The following is a 21203-nucleotide window of genomic DNA, read 5'->3' as shown; positions in this document are numbered from 1 at the left end:
GGAGGTCCTATTAAATGAGCACAAAAATGGCAGCATCGCATACAGAAAACAAAGTTCTCAACGACGTGATTTTCGCCGCCAGCGGCGCGGCGCAGGCAGCGATTAAGGAGCATGGGGCGGCGAAGGTTACAAACGCTACGCTCGGCGCCATCTTTGACGAGGAGGAAAAAATCGCTTGTCTGCCTACGGTGGAAAAGGTGTTTCGTAGTCTGCCGATGAATGAGGTTATATCCTATGCGCCAGTCGCAGGCTTGCCGTCCTATCTTGACAGCGTGAAGGAAATTGTTTTTGCGGGGCATCGTCCTGCAGGCTATGTCGAGGCTGTGGCAACGTCGGGCGGTACGGGTGCAGTGCATCATGCCATAGAGAATTATTCGGAGGTCGGCGATGCCGTACTCACTTCCGATTGGTTTTGGGGTCCCTATAATGCTCTTTGCCAGAATATCGGACGCCGCCTGGAGACGTATCCGCTTTTCGACGACGCGTTGTGTTTCAATGCGGAGGCGTTTGCCCGCAAGGTGGACGATCTTTTGCAGCGTCAGGAGTCGCTTCTTGTGATCATCAATACGCCGGCACATAATCCGACGGGGTATTCCCTATCGGACGAGGATTGGGATGCGGTGCTTGCTGCTGTGCGGGAACAGGCAAAAGCGGGCAAGCGCATCAGTATCCTCGTGGATATCGCCTACATTGAGTATAGCGGTACGAAGGAGGAAACGCGCGGCTTCATGGAAAAGTTTGCGGATCTTCCGGAGAATATTTTCGTTATGTTCGCCTTCAGCATGTCCAAGGCATATACATTCTATGGACAGCGCACAGGCGCTATTGTCGGGCTTTCGGCGAGCCGTGCCGTGATGGATGAGTTTGCCGATATCAACAAATTCTCGAGCCGCGCTACATGGTCGAACATCAACCGTGGTGCGATGGCGCTTCTCGCAACGATTCAGCAGGATGCAGCTCTTCTCGCGCAGTACGAGAAGGAGCGTGAGGCGCTTTACCAGATCGTGCGTTCGCGCGGCGCTCTTTTCATGCAGGAGGCAGATGCGTGCGGGCTCAAGGCGCTGCCTTACAAGGCGGGTTTTTTCCTCGCCGTGCCGGCAAAGGATCCGAAGGCTGTAGCAGAAAAGCTGCATGAGGATCTTGTTTTTGCCGTACCTTTGAAACGCGGCGTGAGGATTGCCGTGTGCGGCGTAGCGACGCCGAAGATCAAGGGGCTTGCCGCTAAGGTCAAGAAGGCCTGGGATGCTGTGGAAAAATAAGCATTTGCACCTATTTCCCAATAAGATATTGCCCTATCAGAAAAATGATGATATAGTTGATACGAAAGAGCAGAGGTATCGTGTTCTGGGAGGCAGCAAATGTTTAATTTCAAGCACAAGGACTCAGAGTTTTTTGACCTGTTCCTCGAAAGTGCTAAGTACTTCCATAAATGTGCTGTGATGATGGATGAGGTCATGCAGGATTACAGCAAGGCCGAGGAGAAAATGCGCGAGATCATTGACCTGGAGCATGAGGCTGATGCGGTCAACGACAGGATCATTGACAAATTGAACCAGACGTTCATTACGCCGATTGACCGCGAGGATATCTATGCCCTTGCCAATGGCCTCGACGACGGCGTGGATTTCCTGCAGGGAACCTTGCAGCGTGTCGTCATGTACCATATTGGAGACGTGAAGGACAGCGCGATTGCACTCTCGAAGCTCCTCATTGAGTGCACAGAGGAAATGATGAAGGCATTCAGACTCCTCAAGCACGTGAAGAAGAACCAGAATGAAATTTTGAAGTGTACGCATCGCATCAGCAATCTTGAGAGTGAGGGCGATCGTGTTTTTCGCAACGAGGTCGCGAATCTTTTTGAGGATGTCAAAAATCCGATCGAGCTCATCAAGTGGAAGGATCTCTTGGAATATCTGGAGGACACGCTTGACCATTGCGAAAAAATTGCGGACATGGTGCGCGGCGTGGTAATGAAATATGCCTGAGCTGCAATTTCTGATTTTGACAGTCATCGTGCTGGCTTTGATTTTTGATTTTATCAACGGCTTTCACGATACAGCCAACGCTATCGCTACATCTGTTTCGACACGCGCCATAAAGCCGGCCAATGCCATTATCATGGCGGCCTTTCTGAATTTCGTGGGAGCTATTTACAGTACCGGGGTTGCGAAGACGATCGGCGGCGATATTGTTGCGAGTGCGGAGATGGTTGATGAGCACGTCATCATTGCAGCCTTGGTTGGTTCGATCGTCTGGAATCTTTTCACTTGGTATGTTGCGATGCCCAGCAGCTCCTCTCATGCGATGGTCGGCGGCATCATCGGCGCTGTTCTCGTTTCGACAGGGTCGGACGGTTTGAATTTTATGGGCATAGGGAAGATCGTGCTCTCGCTGATTGCTTCGCCGGTGATTGCTATAGCGACGGGATTCATTGTTATGACCATCCTGTTCATTGTTTTCGGGAAGTTTGCTCCTTCCGTCCTGAATGGGCGGTTCAAAAAAATGCAGATCCTTTCGGCGGCAGCAATGGCTTTCTCCCATGGCTCGAACGACGCTCAGAAGTCCATGGGCATCATCACGCTGGCGCTTCTTTCCGGTGGCTATATTTCCACCTTCGAGGTCCCGGACTATGTAAAATTTCTCTGCGCGGCGGCGATGGCTTGCGGTACTGCGGTTGGCGGCTGGCGTATCATACGCACGATTGGCGGCAAGATTTTCAAGTTGGAGCCCATCAGCGGCTTTGCGGCGGATCTCAATTCGTCCATCGTGATTTTTTCGGCGACGCTCCTGCATTTGCCTGTCAGTACGACCCATGTCGTTTCCGGCTCCATCATGGGGGTTGGTACGGCAAAGCGTATCCGTGCGGTGCGCTGGGGTGTGGCGCAACAGATGCTGGCAGCCTGGGTGTTGACAATACCGTGTACGGCAATCATGGGAGCCTTGGCTTATCAAATTGTCCTTTGGGTGTTTTAGGGAATCGTGGGCTGAAAACGGACGCTTTTAGGCGTATCGTTTCAGCCTTTTCTTTTTTCATGGTTCATGGGAGGGAAAGTTATGCGTATAGAGCGAGGCGCAAAGAATATTCCGCCGGATATGACATTGGAGGAATTGGCGGAAGAGGCGCAGCGGGAGGGGGAACCGCTGATTGTGGCGGCTCTTGTCGATCATGTGCTGCGCGATTTGCAGTCCGAGGTTGGAGAGTTCCGCACGATCGAGTTTGTGGATACGCGGAGCGAGTTTGGCCGACGCATCTATCGCCGTTCCGTTGTGTTTCTTTTGATTCTTGCCGTACGGGAGCTTTATCCTGAGGTTGAGGTCGTCGTGCAGTTTACCGCGCACAAGGGGCTTTACTGCACTCTGCAGCAGATGCATGGATCATCCGTGGCGATCCTAGCAGAGGCGATAGAAAAGCGCATGAAGGATATCGTTGCCGAGAACCGTCCTATTGTCAAGAAACAGCTGCAGCGCGAGGAGGTTGTACAACTCTTCAAAAAGTCGGAGCAGATTGAGAAGGCAAACCTCGTTATGGCGCTTGATTCGGAAAAAGCGAGTATTTATTATTGCGGTGAGTTTTATGATTATCTTTTCGGCCCGATGGTGCCGGAGACAGGAAAGCTTGGCAAATTTGCACTGGATGCTATGCCGGGAGGAGTGCTCCTACGTACGCCGGAACCAAGCGATCCGGAGACGCTTCCCGCATTTGTGCCGCAGCCGAAGTTTGGCGGAATCCTCATGGAAGCGGAGAAGTGGGCGAGGATCCTGCGCTGCGATTATGTGCCCGATCTCAACCGATATATAAGGCGCGGCGAGATCGCCGATATCATCCATGTCTCCGAGGCGCTGCATGAGAAAAAAATCGCCGAAATTGCCGATCATATCGCAGAGAATATTGACGAACTGCGTCTTGTGCTCATCGCCGGTCCGTCGTCTTCAGGAAAGACTTCGTTTGCCCAGCGTCTGCGCATCCAACTGCGGGTGAACGGCATAGAGCCGATTTCCATTTCACTCGATGACTATTTCCGCAATTGGGAAGATACGCCCCTCAATGAGAAGGGGGAATATGATTTCGAGAACATCGGCGCGCTCGATGTCGAACTCTTCAACGATCATCTCGTGCGTCTCCTGAATGGGGAAGAGGTTATCCTGCCGCACTATAATTTTCTTACGGGAAAACGTGAGGCCGGTACGGAGCGTCTTTCCGTTGCACCGCATACGCCGCTGATTCTGGAAGGGATTCATGGGCTTAATGAGGTGTTGACCGCGTCCGTGCCGCGCAGCAAGAAATACAAGATCTATATCAGCGCCTTGACGCAGCTCAATATAGATGCGCATAACCGCATACCGACGACAGACGCGCGTCTTTTGCGGCGCATGGTGCGCGACTATCAGTTCCGCGGCGCCTACGCATTGAAAACACTGCGCCAATGGCCTGATGTGCGCGCGGGCGAGGAGAAAAATATTTTCCCGTTCCAGGAAGAAGCCGATGTGATGTTCAATTCGGCTCTCATATATGAGCTCGCTGTATTGAAACGCTATGCAATGCCCCTTCTTGAAATGGTGCCGCACGATGTGCCGGAATATGCGAAAGCAAACCGTTTGTTGGATTTTTGCCGTTGTTTTGCTGAAATCACGGATGAATATGATATACCGAATAATTCTTTGCTGCGCGAGTTTATTGGCAAGTCGATTTTCTTTCGCTGAATTCAGGCTGGCATGAAAACAGCGGGGCATCTCATGGAAACAAGGAAACTGCTGTATGCAGGAAAAAGATGTCGTGCGAAAATTCCCGTAAAAAAAGAACGCCCTCATGCGGGGCGTTCTTTTTTAGTGTCGTTATGCCTTGTGGGACATATCGTAAGCGTTCATCGGCGTGTAGTGCTTCTTGAAGAACTCTTCCGCGACCTGCGGGAAGAGCGCGTAGGAGAGGATATCCTCTTCCGTCGGGTTGAGGAAGCCCTTTGCCTTCATTTCCTTCTCGAAGTCTGCGAGTTTCGGAGCCTTCGCATCTTCTGCAACGATGTCTGTGATGATCTCGCTCTCGGGGATGCCGAGCGTCTTCGTGAGGTACTCGTGGCTGACTTCCACCGGCGGCTTGCCAAACTTGCCGCGAGCGAGGTCTTTGAATTCCTTCGGAACGATCTTGTAGCGCTCGCCCGTCATGACGTTGAACGTAGCCATCGTGCCGACGATCTGGCTGGACGGCGTGACGAGCGGCGGATAACCGACATCTTCGCGCACGCGCGGCATCTCGTCGAGGAGATCCTGGAACTTGTCCTCCATGCCCTGCTCCTTGAGCTGGTTCGCCAGGTTCGAGAGCATGCCGCCCGGGATCTGGAAGTCGATGACGTTCGGGTTGACATCGAAATAGCCCTTGAGGTTGAATTCTTTGATCAGATCCTGCTTGACCTGGAGGAAGTGCTTCGCGATCGGCGTCATGGCCTGACGGTCAAGACCCGTGTCAAACGGCGTGCCTTCGAGAGCGGCGACCATCGTCTCCGTGCAGGGCTGGGACGTATCGAGGGCGAATGGCGAGAGCGCGCAGTCGACGGTGTCGACGCCTGCCTCGATTGCCTTCATGTACGTCATGCTGCCGAATCCGGACGTGTAGTGCGTATGGAGCTGGATGGGGATGTCGAGCGCCGCCTTGAGCTTCTTCACGAGGTCTTCAGCGACATACGGTTTCAAAAGGCCGGACATATCCTTGATGCAGACGGAATGGCAGCCCATTTCCTGCAGCTTCTTGGAAAGGTCGACGAAGACTTCGTTCGTATGGTAGGGGCTCAGTGTATAGACGAGGCAGCCCTGTACATGCGGCTTTTCCTTGCAGCCGAGAGCGGCGTTGATCGCCGTCTTGAGGTTGCGTACGTCGTTCAGCGCGTCGAAGATGCGGAACACGCCCATGCCGTGCTCGGATGCCTTCTCGACGAACTTCTTGACGACATCGTCGGAATAGTGGTTGTAGCCGAGCAGGTTCTGTCCGCGGAGCAGCATCTGAATCGGGGTCTTGAGACGAGCCTTGAGCTTGTCGAGCCTCTCCCACGGATCTTCATCGAGGAAACGAAGGCAGGTATCAAAGGTCGCGCCGCCCCATGCTTCCAACGAGTTGTAGCCGATTTTGTCGAGTGCTGCCAGCATCGGCTCCATCTGGGAGTAATGCATGCGCGTCGCACACAGGGACTGGTGACCGTCGCGAAGTACAGTTTCTGTGATTTTTACCTTTTTTGCCATAAAAAAACACACTCCTTCGGGTTATACTACCATAAACCTGATGTATTTGCTTCAAGTACAAGTATAGGTACTAATTTGGATATTGTCAATGAAAACTTGATATTTTAACAGGTTTTTTCCAATAGCCGGAAAATTTTGCCGTAAGGGGCGAGAGCAGTGTTTTATCCGTCTTGTTTCAGGGGAAATTTTAGGAAAAACATTCTTTTTGGATAAGCTTCTGAAAGGAAGCCATGATTTTTTTCGTGATCTCACCGGGGCTGCCCGAGCCGATCTTCTTGTCGCCAATCTTGATGACCGGTGTGATTTCAAGGCTCGTACTCGCCTCGAAAGCTTCGTCCGCGCCCTGGGCAAATTCCGGCGTGAAGGTCTTTTCTATGACGGCCAGGCCGAGCTCTTTGGCACATTCCTCGATGATGAGCGCACGCGTAACGCCGGGCAGGATGAGATGATCGAGAGGATGCGTCCAGAGGACGCCGTCCTTTACGAGGAAGAAGGTGCTGCTCGCACCTTCGGTGACAAGTCCCGTGTCCTTACGGTAGAGCAAGGCTTCCTCACAGCCCTCGGCCTTGGCTTTTTCTTTGGCGAATACGGCGCCGAGCAGGTTCAGGGATTTGATGTCGCAGCGCAGCCAACGGATGTCCTCGACGAGCGCGAGCGAGATGCCTTTTTCCTGCCATGCGCGGTTCGGTTCGCTCTCGCGTATCGTCATGGAAAGATGCGGTGTGGCGCGTCCAGGGAAGGTGAATGCGCGCGGAGCCGTGCCGCGCGTTATTTGGAAGTAGATGGCGCCGTTCTTTATACCGCTTTTTTCGATGATGTCCTTATGGATGGCTGTAAGCTCCTCGTCCATGTAGGTGATGGGAATGTGCATTTCGCGCATGGAACGGCGAAAGCGTGCAAGGTGGCGGTCAAAGGCGAAAAGTCGGCCATTGTAGACATGCGTGACCTCGTAAATGCCGTCACCGAATTGGTAGCCGCGATCCTCGACATCGATCTGGGCTTCGCCCGGCGTGAAAAAATGGTCGTTGGAAAAACTGAGTTCCTTCAAGAAGAAGACCTCCTTAATAGATGTGGATATCCTTTGTTAATTATATAGGAAACCGGAAGAAAAAACAATTTGATATACTCGCCCCCCCTTGGATTTTCCCTTGGCGGCTGATATAATGAGGAAACAATATCATCCAGCGGAGGCGGCTTTATAGCTGCTTCCTGCAGAAATGAGGGGTTGCAGAATGAAAATCGTGGTGACTATTGTCGGCAAGGACAGCGTGGGCATTATTGCGGCAGTGAGCACGCTCCTGGCGGAGAACGGCGTCAATATCCTGAGCATTAACCAAAATATCATGGACGGCTTCTTCAATATGGTCATGATTGCCGATATGGAAGGAAGCAAGATCGAGCTTTCTATTGTGCGGAAGCTGCTGGAGGAAAAAGGCAAAACGCTTGGTGTTGAAATCAAGACACAGCATGAGGACATCTTCAATGCCATGCACAAAATCTGATTTTCTACAGGAATTTATGCTTCAAGGGAGGCTTTGCCGTGATTACCATTGATGATATATTGGAAACAAACCGTATGATTACGGAGAACAAGCTCGATGTGCGTACGATTACGATGGGGATTTCGCTTAGGGACTGTGCGCATCCGAATATCGAACAGTTCTGCCGCAATGTGTACGAGAAGGTTACGAATTCGGCTGAGTTTCTTGTGCAGACAGGCAAGGACATTGAGGCGGAGTATGGCATTCCCATCATCAACAAACGCGTATCCGTAACGCCGATTGCCATTGCGGCCGATGCATGCAGGACGGACTCCTTTGTTCCCGTGGCGGAAGCGCTTGACCGCGCGGCAAAGGAAATCGGCATAGATTTCATCGGCGGCTTTTCTGCACTTGTGGAAAAGGGCTATACGCACGGCGACAAGGTGCTGATTTCTTCCATACCGCAGGCGTTGGCCTCGACGGATCTTGTCTGTTCCTCTGTCAATCTCGGTTCGACGAAGGCGGGCATCAATATGGACTGTGTGCGGGAGATGGGGGAAATCATCAAGCGAACGGCGGAACTAACGCGGGATACGGCGGCTCTCGGCTGTGCGAAGCTCGTCATCTTCTGCAATGCGCCGGGGGACAATCCCTTTATGGCAGGTGCTTTCCATGGTGTTTCCGAGGCGGATAAGGTCGTAAGCGTCGGGGTCAGCGGTCCAGGTGTTGTGAAGCACGCTCTTGAGGAAATTAAGGGCGGAGATTTCTCCGATGTTGCCGAGATGATTAAGCGCACGGCGTTCAAGATTACGCGTGTCGGACAGCTCGTGGCGCGTGAAGCTTCGAAGCGCCTGGGCGTTCCCTTCGGCATCATCGACCTTTCCCTGGCGCCGACGTCGGCCGTGGGGGACAGTGTGGCGCATATCCTTGAGGAGATGGGGCTTGAAAGCTGCGGTGCGCCGGGGACGACGGCGGCGCTTGCCCTGCTGAATGACGCGGTGAAGAAGGGGGGGCTGATGGCTTCTTCGCATGTCGGCGGGCTTTCTGGAGCCTTCATTCCTGTGAGCGAGGATGCGGGCATGATTGACGCTGTGGCACGCGGCAGCCTGTCCCTCGAGAAGCTTGAGGCAATGACCTGCGTATGCTCCGTCGGCCTTGATATGATTGCTGTCGCGGGCGATACGACAGCGGCAACGATTTCGGGCATAATCGCGGATGAGGCTGCCATCGGCATGGTCAACAATAAGACGACGGCGGTACGCATCATTCCGGTACCGGGAAGAAAGGTCGGCGAAGAGGTGGAATGGGGCGGCCTTCTTGGGCGCTGCCCCATCATGCCCGTTCGCGACGCTTTCAGCTCCGAGTCGTTTATCGCGCGCGGCGGACGTATCCCGGCCCCTGTGCGCAGCCTGACGAATTGAGGGAACGATGCGCGTTACAAAAAAAATACGCGAGAGGCAGTTGGAAATTCTCGAGGAGACGTATCGCGGCGCAAAGCCCGAACTCGTTTTCAGCAATCCTTTCGAACTGCTCGTCGCTGTCATTCTTTCGGCGCAGTGTACGGACAAGCGCGTCAATATCACGACGGCACGCCTCTTCAAGAAGGCGGCAACACCCGAGGCCGTTCTTGCGCTTGGGCTTGCGGGCTTGGAAGACGAGATAAAGGACTGCGGGCTTTTTCGCAACAAGGCAAAAAATATCATGGCGACATGCCGCACGCTTGTCGAAGAATTCGGCGGCGAGGTTCCTGAGGATTACGAGACGCTGCTGAAGCTGCCCGGCGTCGGACGCAAGACAGCGAATGTCGTTTCGAGCGTAGCCTTTCATCGCCCTGCCATTGCGGTTGACACGCATGTCTTTCGCATTGCGAACCGCCTGAAGCTCGCTGTGGGGGAAACACCGCTGGCGGTCGAGAAGGGGCTGATGAAAAATATTCCGCGTGAGAAGTGGAGCGATGCGCACCATTGGCTCATCTATCATGGGCGGCGCATCTGCAAGGCGAAGCGGCCGCTTTGCGGTGAGTGTCCGCTCGCCGAGGTCTGTCCCAGCCGTGAATGACAATTGCCCGCAGGGTTGGGGAAGTGGCTGGACACCGGCGATGCGTCCGGTGCAGGGGAGACTTACTGTGCCGAGGCGACGCAGACGCCGAATGGGGGAAATCTTTTGAAGTACAGAAAAGCCGTGTTCGCGGATGTGGAGAGCATTTTTCATCTTGTGAACGATTATGCGGCGGGCGGCGTCATGTTGGCACGTTCACGCAATACCCTCTACGAGACGCTGCGCGATATGGTTGTGGCTGAGGATGATGCGGGCAGGATCGTTGCTGTGGGCGGCCTGCATATGATGTGGGACAGAATGGCGGAGGTGCGGACTATGGCCGTCGCTCCCGAGTTCTCGCGGCATGGCATCGGCTCGGAAATCGTGCGGCTTCTCATGGAAGAAGGGGCGGCGCTGGGCGTGCGTCAATTTTTCACCTTGACGTACAAGCCAGGTTTCTTCAAGACGCTTGGCTTTCGCGTCGTCGCGAAGGAAGAGCTGCCGCAAAAGGTTTGGAAAGAGTGCATTGATTGTCCGAAATTCCCGAACTGTGATGAGATTGCCATGGTGCGGGAGGTTTAGTGAGGAAAGAGCAGGAGGTTGCGCCATGATTATTGTAATGAGTCCGGCATCGACACAGGAAAATCTTGAGAGGGTGGAAGAGAAAATTACAAAAACCGGTCTTAAATACCACCTTTCGACGGGAGATGACCGCACAATCGTCGGTGTGATTGGCGACAAGAAGCTCATCGCAGGACTGCAGATGAATTCTTTTGACGGCGTGGAAAAAACGGTGCGCATTACAGAAAAGTATAAGCTTGTGAGCCGCGAATTCAAACATGAGGATACGATCATCGATGTCGGCGGTCTGAAGATCGGTGCGGGTCATCTGACAATCATGGCAGGACCCTGTGCTGTCGAGAGCATGGGGCAGCTGATGGAAGCAGCTGAGTGCGTCAAAAGCTGCGGGGCGCAGTTCCTGCGGGGCGGAGCCTTCAAACCGCGTACTTCGCCGTATGATTTCCAGGGCTTGGCGGAAGACGGGCTCAAAATGCTTCGCGAGGCCGCCGACAAAACGGGGCTCAAGGTCGTGACGGAAATCGTGAATATCAACGATGTCGAGATCATCGAAAAGTATGCCGATATGGTTCAGATCGGGGCGCGCAATATGCAGAACTTCCAACTGCTCAAGGAAATTGGCAGAGCGCGTGTGCCTGTGCTTTTGAAGCGCGGTCTTTCCGCCACGATCAGTGAATGGCTCAATGCCGCTGAATATATTATGGCGGGCGGCAATGAAAAAGTTGTGCTCTGCGAACGCGGTATCCGTACGTATGAGACATATACGAGAAATACGCTGGATTTGAGTGCTGTTGCTGCCGTCAAGGAGCTTTCGCATCTGCCTGTCATCGTCGATCCGAGCCACGGCACGGGGCGTTGGCAGATGGTTCCTTCGATGTCCCGTGCAGCGATTGCAGCCGGGGCGGATGGTCTCATCATCGAGGTGCATCCGCATCCTGAGATCGCTCTCTCGGACGGCGATCAATCGTTGACTCCGGAAAACTTCCGAAAGACGATGGAAGAAGTGCGCAGCATTGCAAGATTCATGGGGCGAGAGGCATGAGGACAAAACTGGCAATCATCGGCGTCGGCCTGATCGGGGGATCTCTCGGCCTTGCGCTGAAGGAAAAACTCGGCGACGATATCTTTATCACGGGACTCTGCCGTACGCAAAAGTCTATGGACATCGCTGTCGCGCGCGGCGCCGTCGACAGGGCCTCTTCTGATATAAAGACGGTTGTGGGGGAGGCCGATATCGTATTTCTGGCGACGCCCGTACTGCAGATGGTACCGCTGCTGGAAGAAATCCTGCCGCATCTCAGGCCGGGAACCATCCTGACGGATGCGGGAAGCACAAAGGCATATCTCTGGCATCATATCAAAGAGATGTTACCCGAGGGGATTTGGTATATTGCTGGTCATCCGATGACAGGGCGCGAAAAGAGCGGTGTTGAGGCTGCCGACAAGGATCTTTTCAGGCATAAGGCATATGTTATTGTCGAAGATACGGGGGCGCCGCCTGAGGCGCATGAAAGGCTCATGGCAGTCCTGTCTCATACGGGAGCGAATTTCATGCGGCTGGATATCCGAAAGCACGACCGCTGCGCTTCTCTCATCAGCCATGTGCCGCATGTGGCTGCAACGGCGCTTGTGACGCTTTTAAGCCAGAGTCGGGACGATATGGAATCCTGTCTGAAACTTGCAGGCGGGGGCTTCAAGGATACGACGCGCATTGCCTCTTCCAATGCGGATATGTGGGCGGATATCTGCATGACGAACCGTGAAGCCATCACGCGGCATTTGCGCGATTTGCAGGCAATTCTCGGTACGGTCATTGAATCGATTGAGGAGGGCGACCGTGAGGCTGTCCGCCGATATTTTGCGGCAGGAAAGGAACGCCGCGACGCCATTCTTGACAAAACGGAAAAGATGTATGATCTCGTTTAGAACAGGGCTCCGGCATGAACGGCAGGGGAGTGGAAGGTTTGGAAATCGACTTGAAGGAGCTGGCTGCGGCGCTTGAAAAGGCGGCTTTGCTGCAGGGCTATGTTGATACGCAAAATGGGGATGTCGTGTTTCTCGGGGACATCCCGGAGATTTCTCCTACCTCTGACGGCGAGGATGCGGCACGGGAAGAGGCGTGCATGGAGCATGTGCTTTCCATTGAGGATGATTGGCAGCGATATGTGCCACTGCCGGATCTATATGAAGGAGAGATTCGTGCTATCATGCAGGCCTTTGCGGACAATGCGCCGCAACCCGTTCGGAAAGAGATGCAGGAAGTCCTGCATGGCTCTGCAGCCAGAACTCGCTTCAGGAAATTTTTGCGGGAATGCCGTATGGAAGAGGCGTGGCAGGAGCACCTTGCCGTTTCGCTTCGTGTGCTTGCGCGCGAGTGGTGTGAGGAAAATAGGATCGCTTACAGGGAATGAGAAGCTGGGGCATAACTTTTTTATTGGCACCTCTTTACAAAGAGTTTTCCCTGTAGTATAATCATTACTTGTCAGCTGAGATATATTGTTTGGCATATGCTTGGCTCATTCATCGCGGGATGGAGCAGTTGGTAGCTCGTCGGGCTCATAACCCGAAGGTCAGAGGTTCAAGTCCTCTTCCCGCAACCAATGCAGGCAACAGCTTAGGCTGCCTTGATATAGTGGGTAGGTGCCCGAGTGGTTAAAGGGAACAGACTGTAAATCTGTCATCTTCGGATTACGATGGTTCGAATCCATCCCTGCCCACCATCTTATTTTGTTTCATCGCGGGATGGAGCAGTTGGTAGCTCGTCGGGCTCATAACCCGAAGGTCAGAGGTTCGAGTCCTCTTCCCGCAACCAATGCAGGTTTGCTGATGTAGCTCAGTCGGCAGAGCGTATCCTTGGTAAGGATAAGGTCACCGGTTCAATCCCGGTCATCAGCTCCATCATAAATATAGGGCGGCATAGCTCAGTTGGCTAGAGCATGCGGTTCATACCCGCAGTGTCCGGAGTTCAAATCTCTGTGCCGCCACCATTTTTGAAGCCCCGCATAGGGGTTTTTATTATGTCGGCAAGCAAGCCGTTTTTTTGAGAGCGCTTTAGGAAGCACGAATCAATTCGGCATCGCCGTCTTAGTGCATCTTTTTCGCCCTGCCAGCGTCAACAAATCCTCTGAAAAGAGCCGCAAAGTCTGCACAGAGCTGACGGTTTCATTTTCTCTGGTGATTCCTTGACACTGCGCATTAAGTGTGATAAAGTATGTTAGTGATTTTATGGAAGGAGTGCTGAAACATGCGCAATGCCGTTACGTTGGCCTGCACAGTCTGCAAGAACCGCAACTACCAGACCAACAAGAACAAGAAGAATGATCCGGATCGGCTTGAGTTCAATAAGTATTGCAAGTTCTGCAAGAAGCACACGCCGCATAAGGAGACGAAATAACTCCTAGGGCTTGCAGCGTTATGATACGGGGTGTGAATGCTTTGGCGGATGAAAAATCGTCAGCGCCGCAGCCTTCGTCGGAAGGCTTTAACCTCTTCCGCTTTACGGGTGAGGTCAAAGCGGAGATGAAGAAGGTGACATGGCCGACCCGCAAAGAACTGGTGACATATACTGGCGTTGTGGGCATTGCGGTCGTGATTGTCTGCGCGCTTATTTGGATATGTGATACGTTTTTTGCAAGGTTGTTTCAACTTATTCTGCGATAGAAGGCTGGAGGCGTGATGGAGTCTGAGAAGAAATGGTATGTAATCCATACCTATTCCGGATATGAGAACAAGGTCAAGGCGAATCTTGAGTCCCGCGTCCATACCATGGGGATGGAGGACAATATTTTCAATGTCATCGTCCCAATGGAGGAAGAAACTGAAACAAAGGACGGCAGGAAGAAGACCGTCAAGAAAAAGATATTCCCGGGCTATGCTTTGGTTGAAATGATTGTCAACGATCGTTCCTGGTATGTTGTGCGCAATACGCCGGGAGTGACGGGCTTTGTCGGTTCCGGCACGAAACCCATTCCGCTTTCGGAAGCTGAGGTAAAGCATATCCTGAAATCTGCGGGTGAGGAAGAGCCCAGGCCTGTTGTCAACATCAAACTTGAAAAGGGGCAGGTCGTCCGCATCGTTTCGGGTGCTTTTGACGGGCAAACCGCCACGGTGGCCGAGGTGCTCCCGGAAAAGGGCGTTGTCAAGGTGCTGGTCAATATCTTTGGACGGGAAACTCCTGCCGAGCTGGCCTATAACCAAGTCGAGGAAATTTAGGATACGTCTTCTGCCTTTTGGTACGAAGCGATATAAAACACTACCCTTTTAAGGAGGTGTTAAAAAGTATGGCAAAGAAGGTCGCAAAGCTCGTAAAGCTGCAGGTTGTTGCCGGCAAAGCCAGTCCGGCTCCCCCGGTAGGTCCGGCACTCGGCCAGGCAGGCGTCAATATCATGGCGTTTGTCAAGGAGTTCAATGAGAGGACGGCCAAGCAGGCTGGTCTCGTTATTCCGGTTGAGATCACGGTTTTTGAAGATCGTTCGTTTACGTTCATCACGAAAACGCCGCCGGCCGCAATCCTTTTGAAGAAGGCTGCTGGTATCGACAAAGCCTCGGGCGAGCCGAATAAGACGAAAGTCGCTAAGGTGCCGCGTGCCAAAGCACAGGAGATTGCACAGACGAAGATGCAGGATCTCAATGCGGCAGACCTCGAGGCTGCTACGCGCATGATCGAGGGAACGGCTCGCAGCATGGGTATTGAAATCGTTGATTGATTTTGCTCATGCTCGTGGGAGGAATTACCGCTATGACCACGAAAGGGGAATTTGAATGGCAAAACACGGCAAGAAATATCAAGAGGCCGCAAAGCTCCTGGAACCTAGCAAGCTGTTCAGCGTTTCGGAAGCAATGGAAGTCGTCAAGAAGACGGCGACCGCGAAATTTGATGAAACGATCGAGCTTCATGTACGTCTCGGTGTCGATCCGAAGTATGCGGATCAGCAGGTTCGCGGCGCCATGGTTCTGCCGAACGGCACGGGCAAGGCAAAGAAGGTTCTTGTCTTTGCAAAAGGCGAGAAGGTCAAGGAAGCAGAGGATGCCGGTGCGGATTATGTCGGCTCCGATGAGTTCGTGACGAAAATCCAGGGTGGCTGGTTTGACTTTGATGTCGCTGTCGCTACGCCGGATATGATGGGGACGGTTGGCCGTCTCGGTAAGGTGCTCGGCCCCCGCGGCCTTATGCCGAACCCGAAACTCGGTACCGTTACGATGGATCTCGCGAAAGCAATCAGCGAAATCAAAGCGGGTAAGGTTGAGTACCGTACGGACAAGGCCGGCAATGTCCATGTTCCGATTGGCAAGGCCTCGTTCGATGTGGAAAAGCTTGTACAGAACTATCAGGCTTTGATCGACACGCTTGTCAGGGTTCGCCCGGCTGCTGCCAAGGGACAGTACATCCGTGCCGTCACCGTGAGCTCGACGATGGGACCTGGCGTTCCGGTCAGCACGCTTGCCTAATTCGTTCGATACAACAGCATAGATAGATGACTGTAGACAGCAGGTATGGTTCGCCATCTAACGATGAAAATCGCCCGCCGAGGTCGGACTTAGGCGCATTGTTTCAAAGGATGCGGCTTCCGGCATACAGTTGGGAGCCGTTTTTTAGTATTTATTGAGAGGGGGTGCAAGAATGGGTGTAAATGCACAGAAACAGGCGGTCGTTGCCGAACTGAAGGAGAAACTCACGACGGCAAAGGGCGCTGTTTTCACAAGCTATAAAGGTCTGACCGTGGCCCAGGATACAGAACTGCGTCGTGCGCTGCGCGCAGCAGGAGTTTCCTACCATGTTGTCAAGAATACGATGACACGCATTGCTGCGAAGGAAGCCGGTCTTGATGAAATCTGCGGACACTTGGAAGGAACGACGGCGTTGGCTGTTTCCACCGAGGATGCCGTGGCGCCGGCAAAGACAATCTGCGAGTTCATAAAGAAGAACAAGCTGGAAGAGGCCGGTATTCTGACTCTGAAGGCGGGGCTTTTGGATGGCCGCGTCATCGATGTCAACGAGGTCAAGGCATTGGCGGCTCTGCCGTCGCGCGAAGTCCTCATTGCAAAGCTTCTGGGCAGCATGCAGTCTCCGATTGCGGGTACTGTCAACGTGCTCCAGGGTGTTATCCGCAATGCGGTCTATGTGCTTGAGGCTATTCGCAAGCAGAAGGAACAGGCTTCCGCCTGAACCTTGGGGGAAATCGCAGGATTGCGTTCCCGCCGATGGCGTTAGCTGAATAATCAAGAAGAGAAATCAAATGTAATTCTATGGAGGTATATGAACATGACTAAAGAAGAAATCCTGCAGGCCATTGAAGGCATGACGGTCCTTGAGCTTTCCGAGCTCGTCAAGGATATGGAAGAGAAGTTTGGCGTCAGCGCTGCTGCTCCGGTTGCGGTTGCTGCTGCCGGCGCTGCTGCCGGTGCTGCTGCCGGCGGCGAGGAGAAGAGCGAGTTTACGGTTGTGCTCGCTTCGGCTGGCGACAAGAAGATCAATGTCATCAAGACGGTTCGCGAAGCTACGGGTCTTGGCCTGAAGGAAGCGAAGGCTCTTGTCGACGGCGCTCCGGCTCCGGTCAAGGAAAATGTCGCAAAGGCAGAAGCCGAGGAGCTCAAGGCAAAGCTCGAAGAGGCTGGCGCGACGGTCGAACTCAAGTAATTTGGCTTTATGAAAATTGCTGGAGGTGTTCCGAAAAGGAGGCTTCCAGCAATTTTTTCTTGACAAGCCCTTTTCGCAACTGTATAATACTATTTGTTGCTGATTGCAGCAACGGATGGCCCGGTAGTTTAGTTGGTTAGAATGCCGCCCTGTCACGGCGGAGGTCAGGGGTTCAAGTCCCCTTCGGGTCGCCATCTTATGCGGAAGTAGCTCAGTGGTAGAGCACCACCTTGCCAAGGTGGGGGTCGCGAGTTCGAGCCTCGTTTTCCGCTCCATACGGCGACATAGCCAAGTGGTAAGGCAGGGGTCTGCAAAACCCCTATTCCCCAGTTCGAGTCTGGGTGTCGCCTCCAAAAGGATAAGCAGGGGAAGAACTGTTCCCTATAGACTGTTGCAGGAAGTTCCTTCTGCGGCAGTCTTTTTTTTAGGAAGGGGTGGCTGTATGAAGCAGTACCATGTGGCGGTTATCGCGGGCGATGGCATCGGCCCCGAGGTTTTGACTGAGGGACGGAAGGTTCTTCGTGCTGTCGCGCAGCTTGCGGGAACGTTTTCTGTTTCGTTTACGGAATTTCCGTGGGGCTGCGAATACTATTTGAAGACGGGATGCATGATGGAGGAAGACGGCATGGAAAAGCTTAAGGGATTTGATGCCATCTATCTCGGTGCTGTAGGTTATCCCGATGTGCCGGATCATGTTTCATTAGGTGGGCTTCTTCTGAAGATTCGCCGGGGTTTTGATGAGTATATCAACCTGCGTCCCGTGCATTTGCTTGAGGGTGCGCCTTGCCCCTTGAAAGATGTGGCGCGCGAGGATATAGACATGATTGTTGTGCGGGAAAACAGCGAGGGCGAATATGCAAATGTCGGTGCACGCCTTTACCAAGGAACTCCCGAGGAGATCGCCTTGCAAACCGGTGTGTTCTCGCGCAGGGGGACGGAACGCGTCATTCGCTATGCCTACGATCTGGCTCGGCGGGAAAAAAAGACGCTGACAAGCATCAGCAAGGGAAATGCACTTGGTTATTCCATGGTTTTTTGGGATGAGATTTTTCGCGAGGTGGGGGAAGATTATCCTGATGTCGAGACACATTCCTATCTCGTCGATGCTGCGAGCATGTTTTTTGTCAAGGATCCCAAGCGTTTCGAGGTCGTTGTGACAAGCAATCTTTTCGGTGATATCCTGACCGACCTTGGAGCGGCCATTGCAGGTGGCATGGGTCTGGCAGCGGGTGCGAACCTCAATCCTGAGAGGCGGTTCCCGTCCATGTTCGAGCCGATTCATGGCTCCGCGCCCGATATCGCAGGGCAGGGATTGGCGAATCCCTTGGCCGCTATTTGGTCCATCAGCCAGATGCTCGATTTCTGGGAAGAGCGGGTATGGGCGAAGAAAATCCTTTGCGCCATGGAACGGCTGCTTGTCGAAAAGAATACGCTTACCCCCGATCTGGGCGGTACGGCGCGGACGACTGATGTGGGAGATGCTGTCGTGCGGCTGCTTGAGGAAAGTGTTTGAATTGGAGGAGCTATTTTGTCGCAGGAAAGACTGAGAAAAGAGATCGGGAAGAGGCGCACTTTTGCCATTATTTCACATCCGGATGCGGGCAAGACGACGCTGACGGAAAAGCTGCTGCTCTACGGCGGAGCCATTCATTTGGCCGGTTCCATCAAGTCACGCAAAACACAGCGCCATGCTGTTTCCGACTGGATGGAGATCGAGAAGCAGCGCGGCATTTCCGTCACATCGAGCGTGCTTCAGTTCGACTATGAAGGATACTGCATCAATATCCTTGATACGCCGGGACATCAGGATTTCAGCGAGGATACATATCGAACTCTGATGGCTGTTGACAGTGCCGTCATGATTCTCGATGTGGCAAAAGGCGTTGAGGCGCAGACAAAAAAGCTGTTCAAGGTTTGCCGTGACAGGCATATCCCTATTTTTACCTTTGTGAACAAGCTGGATCGTTTTGGCAAGGCGCCGCTTGATATCATGGATGAGCTTGAGGAAGTCCTGGGGATTCGCTCTTATCCGATGAACTGGCCGATTGGCACAGACGGCAGCTACAAGGGCGTCTATGACCGCGAACGGCGGGAAGTGGAGCTTTTTGCAGCGGATGCGAGCCACGGGCAGACAGAGCGTGTGTCCGTCAAAGGCTCTGTCGATGACGACGTCTTTATGGCACAGCTTACGGAGGAAGAAAGACAGACACTCAGGGATGATATAGAGCTTCTCGATACGGCAGGAGAGGCTTTTGACCGTGCACGGATCGATAAAGGCGAGCTCACGCCGATGTTTTTCGGCTCTGCTATGACAAATTTCGGGGTGAAGAATTTCCTGGAGGAATATCTGCGATTGGCTCCTGCGCCTGCTCCGCGAGCTTCGTCTGAGGGTCTTATCGAGCCGGATGATGAGAAGTTTTCTGCTTTTGTATTCAAGATCCAGGCGAATATGAATCCGGCGCATCGCGACAGGCTGGCTTTTATCCGCATTGTTTCGGGAGAGTTCGGGCGCAACATGAATGTGTGGCATGAAAAGTCCGGCAAGATTATCAAACTCGCCCAGCCGCAGCAATTTTTGGCGCAGGATCGTCAAATCATAGACGAGGCTTTTCCGGGGGATATTGTCGGGCTTTTCGACCCAGGGATTTTCTCGATCGGGGATACGCTGACGGATGTCTCGCGCAAGTTCAAGTACGAGGATTTCCCCGTGTTCCCGCCCGAGAAGTTTGCACGTGTTTCTACAAAGGATACGATGAAACGCAAGCAGTTTGTCAAAGGAATCGAACAGCTGACGCAGGAAGGCGCCATACAGCTTTTTGTGCAGGAAGGCGTCGGTGCGGAAGCCTATATTGTCGGCACGGTCGGCACATTGCAGTTCGAGGTTTTGGAATACCGCCTCAAGAACGAGTATAATGTCGATATCATCCTTCAGATGCAGCCTTACGAAGTTGCGCGGTGGCTTGCCTTTCCGGATGGACGCGAGGTGCTGCCGACTTCGTTGAAGGGCGCTGACCGAGGCATGTTTGTACGTGACCGTCGTGGCAATCCTGTGCTTCTCGTGAACAATGAATGGGCTTTGGGCTGGATTCTTGACAACAATCCGGACTTGGAACTCCATGCGGTTCCCGTCGATCGCAGGGAAGTTTAAGGAAGCGCTGATATATTCAGCACCGCCATTTTGACGAAATCTTCTTTCTTGCCGAACCGCAAGTTTCATAGTAGAATGGGGAAAGCAACGATGGGGGCATTGGTGCGTAGCTGGTATGAAAACAGCCCAAGGGTCTGTGCCTATGGCCGAGTCGCTGGGATTTTTATGGCGGTTCATTGTTTTTGGGATGGAGGCTGTTTGCTTTGAAGAGCATGACGGGGTTTGGTGCAGCAGGCCAGGAAAACGAAAATTACAAGGTTCATGTTGAAGTGAAATCGGTCAACCAGCGTTATCTTGATATTTCTTTTTCCATGCCGCGGGTGCTCAATGTTTTTGAAAACGATATGCGCAAAGTCATCAAAAATTTTTCGGCACGCGGCAAGGTGGATGTCAATATTATTTTTCATGACAAGAGGGAAAAGGAAGCGAGGGTCTTTGTCGATAAGAATTTGGCCCACGCTTACCGGGAGGCCCTTTATGAACTGAGCGATTTCCTGCATTTGACACCGCCTTCCGATGTATGTAAAATAGCGGTATATCCCGATGTGCTTCGAGTGCAGGAGGAGAGCCGTGATATCCTCGACAGCAGGGAGTTGCTTTTTATGTCGTTGGAGCGTGCGCTGCACCACTTTTCTGAGATGCGCGAGCGGGAAGGCGAGCATACGCGGCGAGATTTTGACGCTCGTCTCGATTTTCTGGGTGGAGCCGTGGAAAAGCTTGCTTTCTATGAGCCGGAAATCGTCGGGAAGTACCGCGCACATTTGTCGGCGGTTCTTAACGAGATGCTCAAGGGGCAGGGTATTGATGAGATGCGCATCATGCAGGAAACGGTGCTTTATGCGGATCGCATCAGTTATAATGAAGAGATTGTGCGCCTTAAAAGCCATATCGCTCAGTTTCGGGAAACCATTGAGGAAATGCATGAGCCAATCGGCAGGAAGCTGGATTTTCTGATTCAGGAGATCAATCGAGAGGCAAATACCATTGCTTCAAAGGCGAATTTTACACAGGCAGCGAAACTCGTTGTCGATATCAAGAGCGAGGTTGAGAAGCTGCGTGAGCAGGTGCAGAATATCGAGTGAGCAGGGGGCTG

23 protein-coding genes and 8 tRNA genes are annotated in these 21203 nt (G+C 53.1%); 29 read left to right on the top strand and 2 right to left on the bottom strand.

The window, feature by feature from the left end; genetic code table 11:
• Positions 1 to 14: 14 nt before the first annotated feature.
• The 4 genes from ACRTGH_RS11670 (at position 15) to ACRTGH_RS11655 (ending at position 4701) form a co-directional block, all read left to right on the top strand.
• Positions 15 to 1259, top strand: a complete 1245-nt coding sequence (locus ACRTGH_RS11670) for a pyridoxal phosphate-dependent aminotransferase (RefSeq protein WP_368845878.1) — start codon at positions 15 to 17, stop codon at positions 1257 to 1259.
• A gap of 99 nt (positions 1260 to 1358) precedes the next feature.
• The gene (locus tag ACRTGH_RS11665) at positions 1359 to 1985 is read left to right on the top strand and encodes a DUF47 domain-containing protein (protein WP_368845879.1); all 627 of its coding nucleotides are present in this window, start codon (positions 1359 to 1361) and stop codon (positions 1983 to 1985) included.
• Positions 1978 to 2973 carry an inorganic phosphate transporter gene (locus tag ACRTGH_RS11660; protein ID WP_368845880.1) on the top strand — a complete coding sequence of 332 codons (996 nt, stop codon included), beginning with the start codon at positions 1978 to 1980 and terminating at the stop codon, positions 2971 to 2973. The genes ACRTGH_RS11665 and ACRTGH_RS11660 overlap by 8 nt, the downstream gene beginning before the upstream one ends.
• Positions 2974 to 3054: 81 nt before the next feature.
• Complete coding sequence (locus ACRTGH_RS11655) at positions 3055 to 4701, top strand: nucleoside kinase (protein ID WP_368845881.1); 1647 nt, start codon at positions 3055 to 3057, stop codon at positions 4699 to 4701.
• A gap of 132 nt (positions 4702 to 4833) precedes the next feature.
• On the opposite strand, the gene ACRTGH_RS11650 is transcribed toward ACRTGH_RS11655, so the two are convergent.
• Both ACRTGH_RS11650 and dat read right to left on the bottom strand, forming a co-directional pair.
• Positions 4834 to 6228 (bottom strand): pyruvate carboxylase subunit B, encoded by a 1395-nt coding sequence (locus ACRTGH_RS11650; RefSeq protein WP_368845882.1) that lies wholly within the window; start codon positions 6226 to 6228, stop codon positions 4834 to 4836.
• 187 nt (positions 6229 to 6415) lie between these two features.
• Positions 6416 to 7276: a D-amino-acid transaminase gene (dat, locus tag ACRTGH_RS11645; RefSeq protein ID WP_368845883.1), complete on the bottom strand. Its 861-nt coding sequence runs from the start codon at positions 7274 to 7276 to the stop codon at positions 6416 to 6418.
• A 184-nt stretch (positions 7277 to 7460) separates the two neighbouring features.
• On the opposite strand from dat, the gene ACRTGH_RS11640 reads away from it, so the two are divergent.
• From ACRTGH_RS11640 to ACRTGH_RS11520, 25 genes are all read left to right on the top strand, one after another.
• The gene (locus tag ACRTGH_RS11640) at positions 7461 to 7730 is read left to right on the top strand and encodes an ACT domain-containing protein (protein ID WP_368845884.1); all 270 of its coding nucleotides are present in this window, start codon (positions 7461 to 7463) and stop codon (positions 7728 to 7730) included.
• A 38-nt stretch (positions 7731 to 7768) separates the two neighbouring features.
• On the top strand, positions 7769 to 9130 hold the full coding sequence (locus ACRTGH_RS11635) for a PFL family protein (RefSeq protein ID WP_368845885.1): 1362 nt from the start codon (positions 7769 to 7771) through the stop codon (positions 9128 to 9130).
• 7 nt (positions 9131 to 9137) lie between these two features.
• Positions 9138 to 9767, top strand: a complete 630-nt coding sequence (gene nth / locus ACRTGH_RS11630; RefSeq protein ID WP_368845886.1) for an endonuclease III — start codon at positions 9138 to 9140, stop codon at positions 9765 to 9767.
• 105 nt (positions 9768 to 9872) lie between these two features.
• Positions 9873 to 10328 (top strand): N-acetyltransferase, encoded by a 456-nt coding sequence (locus tag ACRTGH_RS11625; protein ID WP_368845887.1) that lies wholly within the window; start codon positions 9873 to 9875, stop codon positions 10326 to 10328.
• Between the two features lie 25 nt (positions 10329 to 10353).
• Positions 10354 to 11367, top strand: a complete 1014-nt coding sequence (gene aroF, locus ACRTGH_RS11620; protein WP_368845888.1) for a 3-deoxy-7-phosphoheptulonate synthase — start codon at positions 10354 to 10356, stop codon at positions 11365 to 11367.
• Positions 11364 to 12251 (top strand): prephenate dehydrogenase, encoded by an 888-nt coding sequence (locus ACRTGH_RS11615; RefSeq protein ID WP_368845889.1) that lies wholly within the window; start codon positions 11364 to 11366, stop codon positions 12249 to 12251. Before aroF ends, ACRTGH_RS11615 begins: the two co-directional genes overlap by 4 nt.
• Positions 12252 to 12289: 38 nt before the next feature.
• Positions 12290 to 12736, top strand: a complete 447-nt coding sequence (locus ACRTGH_RS11610) for a UPF0158 family protein (protein ID WP_438474392.1) — start codon at positions 12290 to 12292, stop codon at positions 12734 to 12736.
• 113 nt (positions 12737 to 12849) lie between these two features.
• Positions 12850 to 12925, top strand: a tRNA-Met gene (locus ACRTGH_RS11605).
• 34 nt (positions 12926 to 12959) lie between these two features.
• Positions 12960 to 13045, top strand: a tRNA-Tyr gene (locus tag ACRTGH_RS11600).
• Positions 13046 to 13061: 16 nt separating this feature from the next.
• Positions 13062 to 13137, top strand: a tRNA-Met gene (locus tag ACRTGH_RS11595).
• A 10-nt stretch (positions 13138 to 13147) separates the two neighbouring features.
• Positions 13148 to 13223 (top strand) — tRNA-Thr (locus tag ACRTGH_RS11590).
• A 12-nt stretch (positions 13224 to 13235) separates the two neighbouring features.
• A tRNA-Met gene (locus ACRTGH_RS11585) sits at positions 13236 to 13312 on the top strand.
• Between the two features lie 257 nt (positions 13313 to 13569).
• Positions 13570 to 13719: a 50S ribosomal protein L33 gene (gene rpmG, locus ACRTGH_RS11580; protein ID WP_006192858.1), complete on the top strand. Its 150-nt coding sequence runs from the start codon at positions 13570 to 13572 to the stop codon at positions 13717 to 13719.
• A gap of 41 nt (positions 13720 to 13760) precedes the next feature.
• Positions 13761 to 13985, top strand: a complete 225-nt coding sequence (gene secE, locus ACRTGH_RS11575) for a preprotein translocase subunit SecE (protein WP_438474390.1) — start codon at positions 13761 to 13763, stop codon at positions 13983 to 13985.
• A 15-nt stretch (positions 13986 to 14000) separates the two neighbouring features.
• A complete protein-coding gene (gene nusG / locus ACRTGH_RS11570) occupies positions 14001 to 14537 on the top strand; it encodes a transcription termination/antitermination protein NusG (protein WP_368846217.1) in 537 nt (178 codons plus the stop codon).
• A gap of 68 nt (positions 14538 to 14605) precedes the next feature.
• Positions 14606 to 15031 carry a 50S ribosomal protein L11 gene (gene rplK, locus ACRTGH_RS11565; RefSeq protein WP_368845890.1) on the top strand — a complete coding sequence of 142 codons (426 nt, stop codon included), beginning with the start codon at positions 14606 to 14608 and terminating at the stop codon, positions 15029 to 15031.
• 55 nt (positions 15032 to 15086) lie between these two features.
• Positions 15087 to 15773: a 50S ribosomal protein L1 gene (rplA, locus tag ACRTGH_RS11560; protein WP_368845891.1), complete on the top strand. Its 687-nt coding sequence runs from the start codon at positions 15087 to 15089 to the stop codon at positions 15771 to 15773.
• A gap of 172 nt (positions 15774 to 15945) precedes the next feature.
• Positions 15946 to 16491, top strand: a complete 546-nt coding sequence (gene rplJ, locus ACRTGH_RS11555; protein ID WP_368845892.1) for a 50S ribosomal protein L10 — start codon at positions 15946 to 15948, stop codon at positions 16489 to 16491.
• Positions 16492 to 16587: 96 nt separating this feature from the next.
• Entirely contained in the window at positions 16588 to 16962 is a 375-nt protein-coding gene (gene rplL / locus ACRTGH_RS11550; protein WP_368845893.1) for a 50S ribosomal protein L7/L12, read from the top strand.
• 117 nt (positions 16963 to 17079) lie between these two features.
• Positions 17080 to 17156 (top strand) — tRNA-Asp (locus tag ACRTGH_RS11545).
• A gap of 6 nt (positions 17157 to 17162) precedes the next feature.
• Positions 17163 to 17237 (top strand) — tRNA-Gly (locus ACRTGH_RS11540).
• A gap of 3 nt (positions 17238 to 17240) precedes the next feature.
• Positions 17241 to 17315 (top strand) — tRNA-Cys (locus tag ACRTGH_RS11535).
• An 89-nt stretch (positions 17316 to 17404) separates the two neighbouring features.
• The gene (locus ACRTGH_RS11530; RefSeq protein ID WP_368845894.1) at positions 17405 to 18475 is read left to right on the top strand and encodes a tartrate dehydrogenase; all 1071 of its coding nucleotides are present in this window, start codon (positions 17405 to 17407) and stop codon (positions 18473 to 18475) included.
• A gap of 15 nt (positions 18476 to 18490) precedes the next feature.
• Positions 18491 to 20110, top strand: a complete 1620-nt coding sequence (locus tag ACRTGH_RS11525; protein ID WP_368845895.1) for a peptide chain release factor 3 — start codon at positions 18491 to 18493, stop codon at positions 20108 to 20110.
• A gap of 212 nt (positions 20111 to 20322) precedes the next feature.
• Complete coding sequence (locus ACRTGH_RS11520) at positions 20323 to 21192, top strand: YicC/YloC family endoribonuclease (RefSeq protein ID WP_368846218.1); 870 nt, start codon at positions 20323 to 20325, stop codon at positions 21190 to 21192.
• Positions 21193 to 21203 lie beyond the last annotated feature (11 nt).

The organism is Selenomonas oralis (assembly GCF_051603425.1).
GTDB lineage: Bacteria > Bacillota > Negativicutes > Selenomonadales > Selenomonadaceae > Selenomonas > Selenomonas sputigena_A.
The sequence above is the reverse complement of the archived record's forward strand: the minus strand, read 5'-3'. Positions and strand labels throughout refer to the sequence as shown.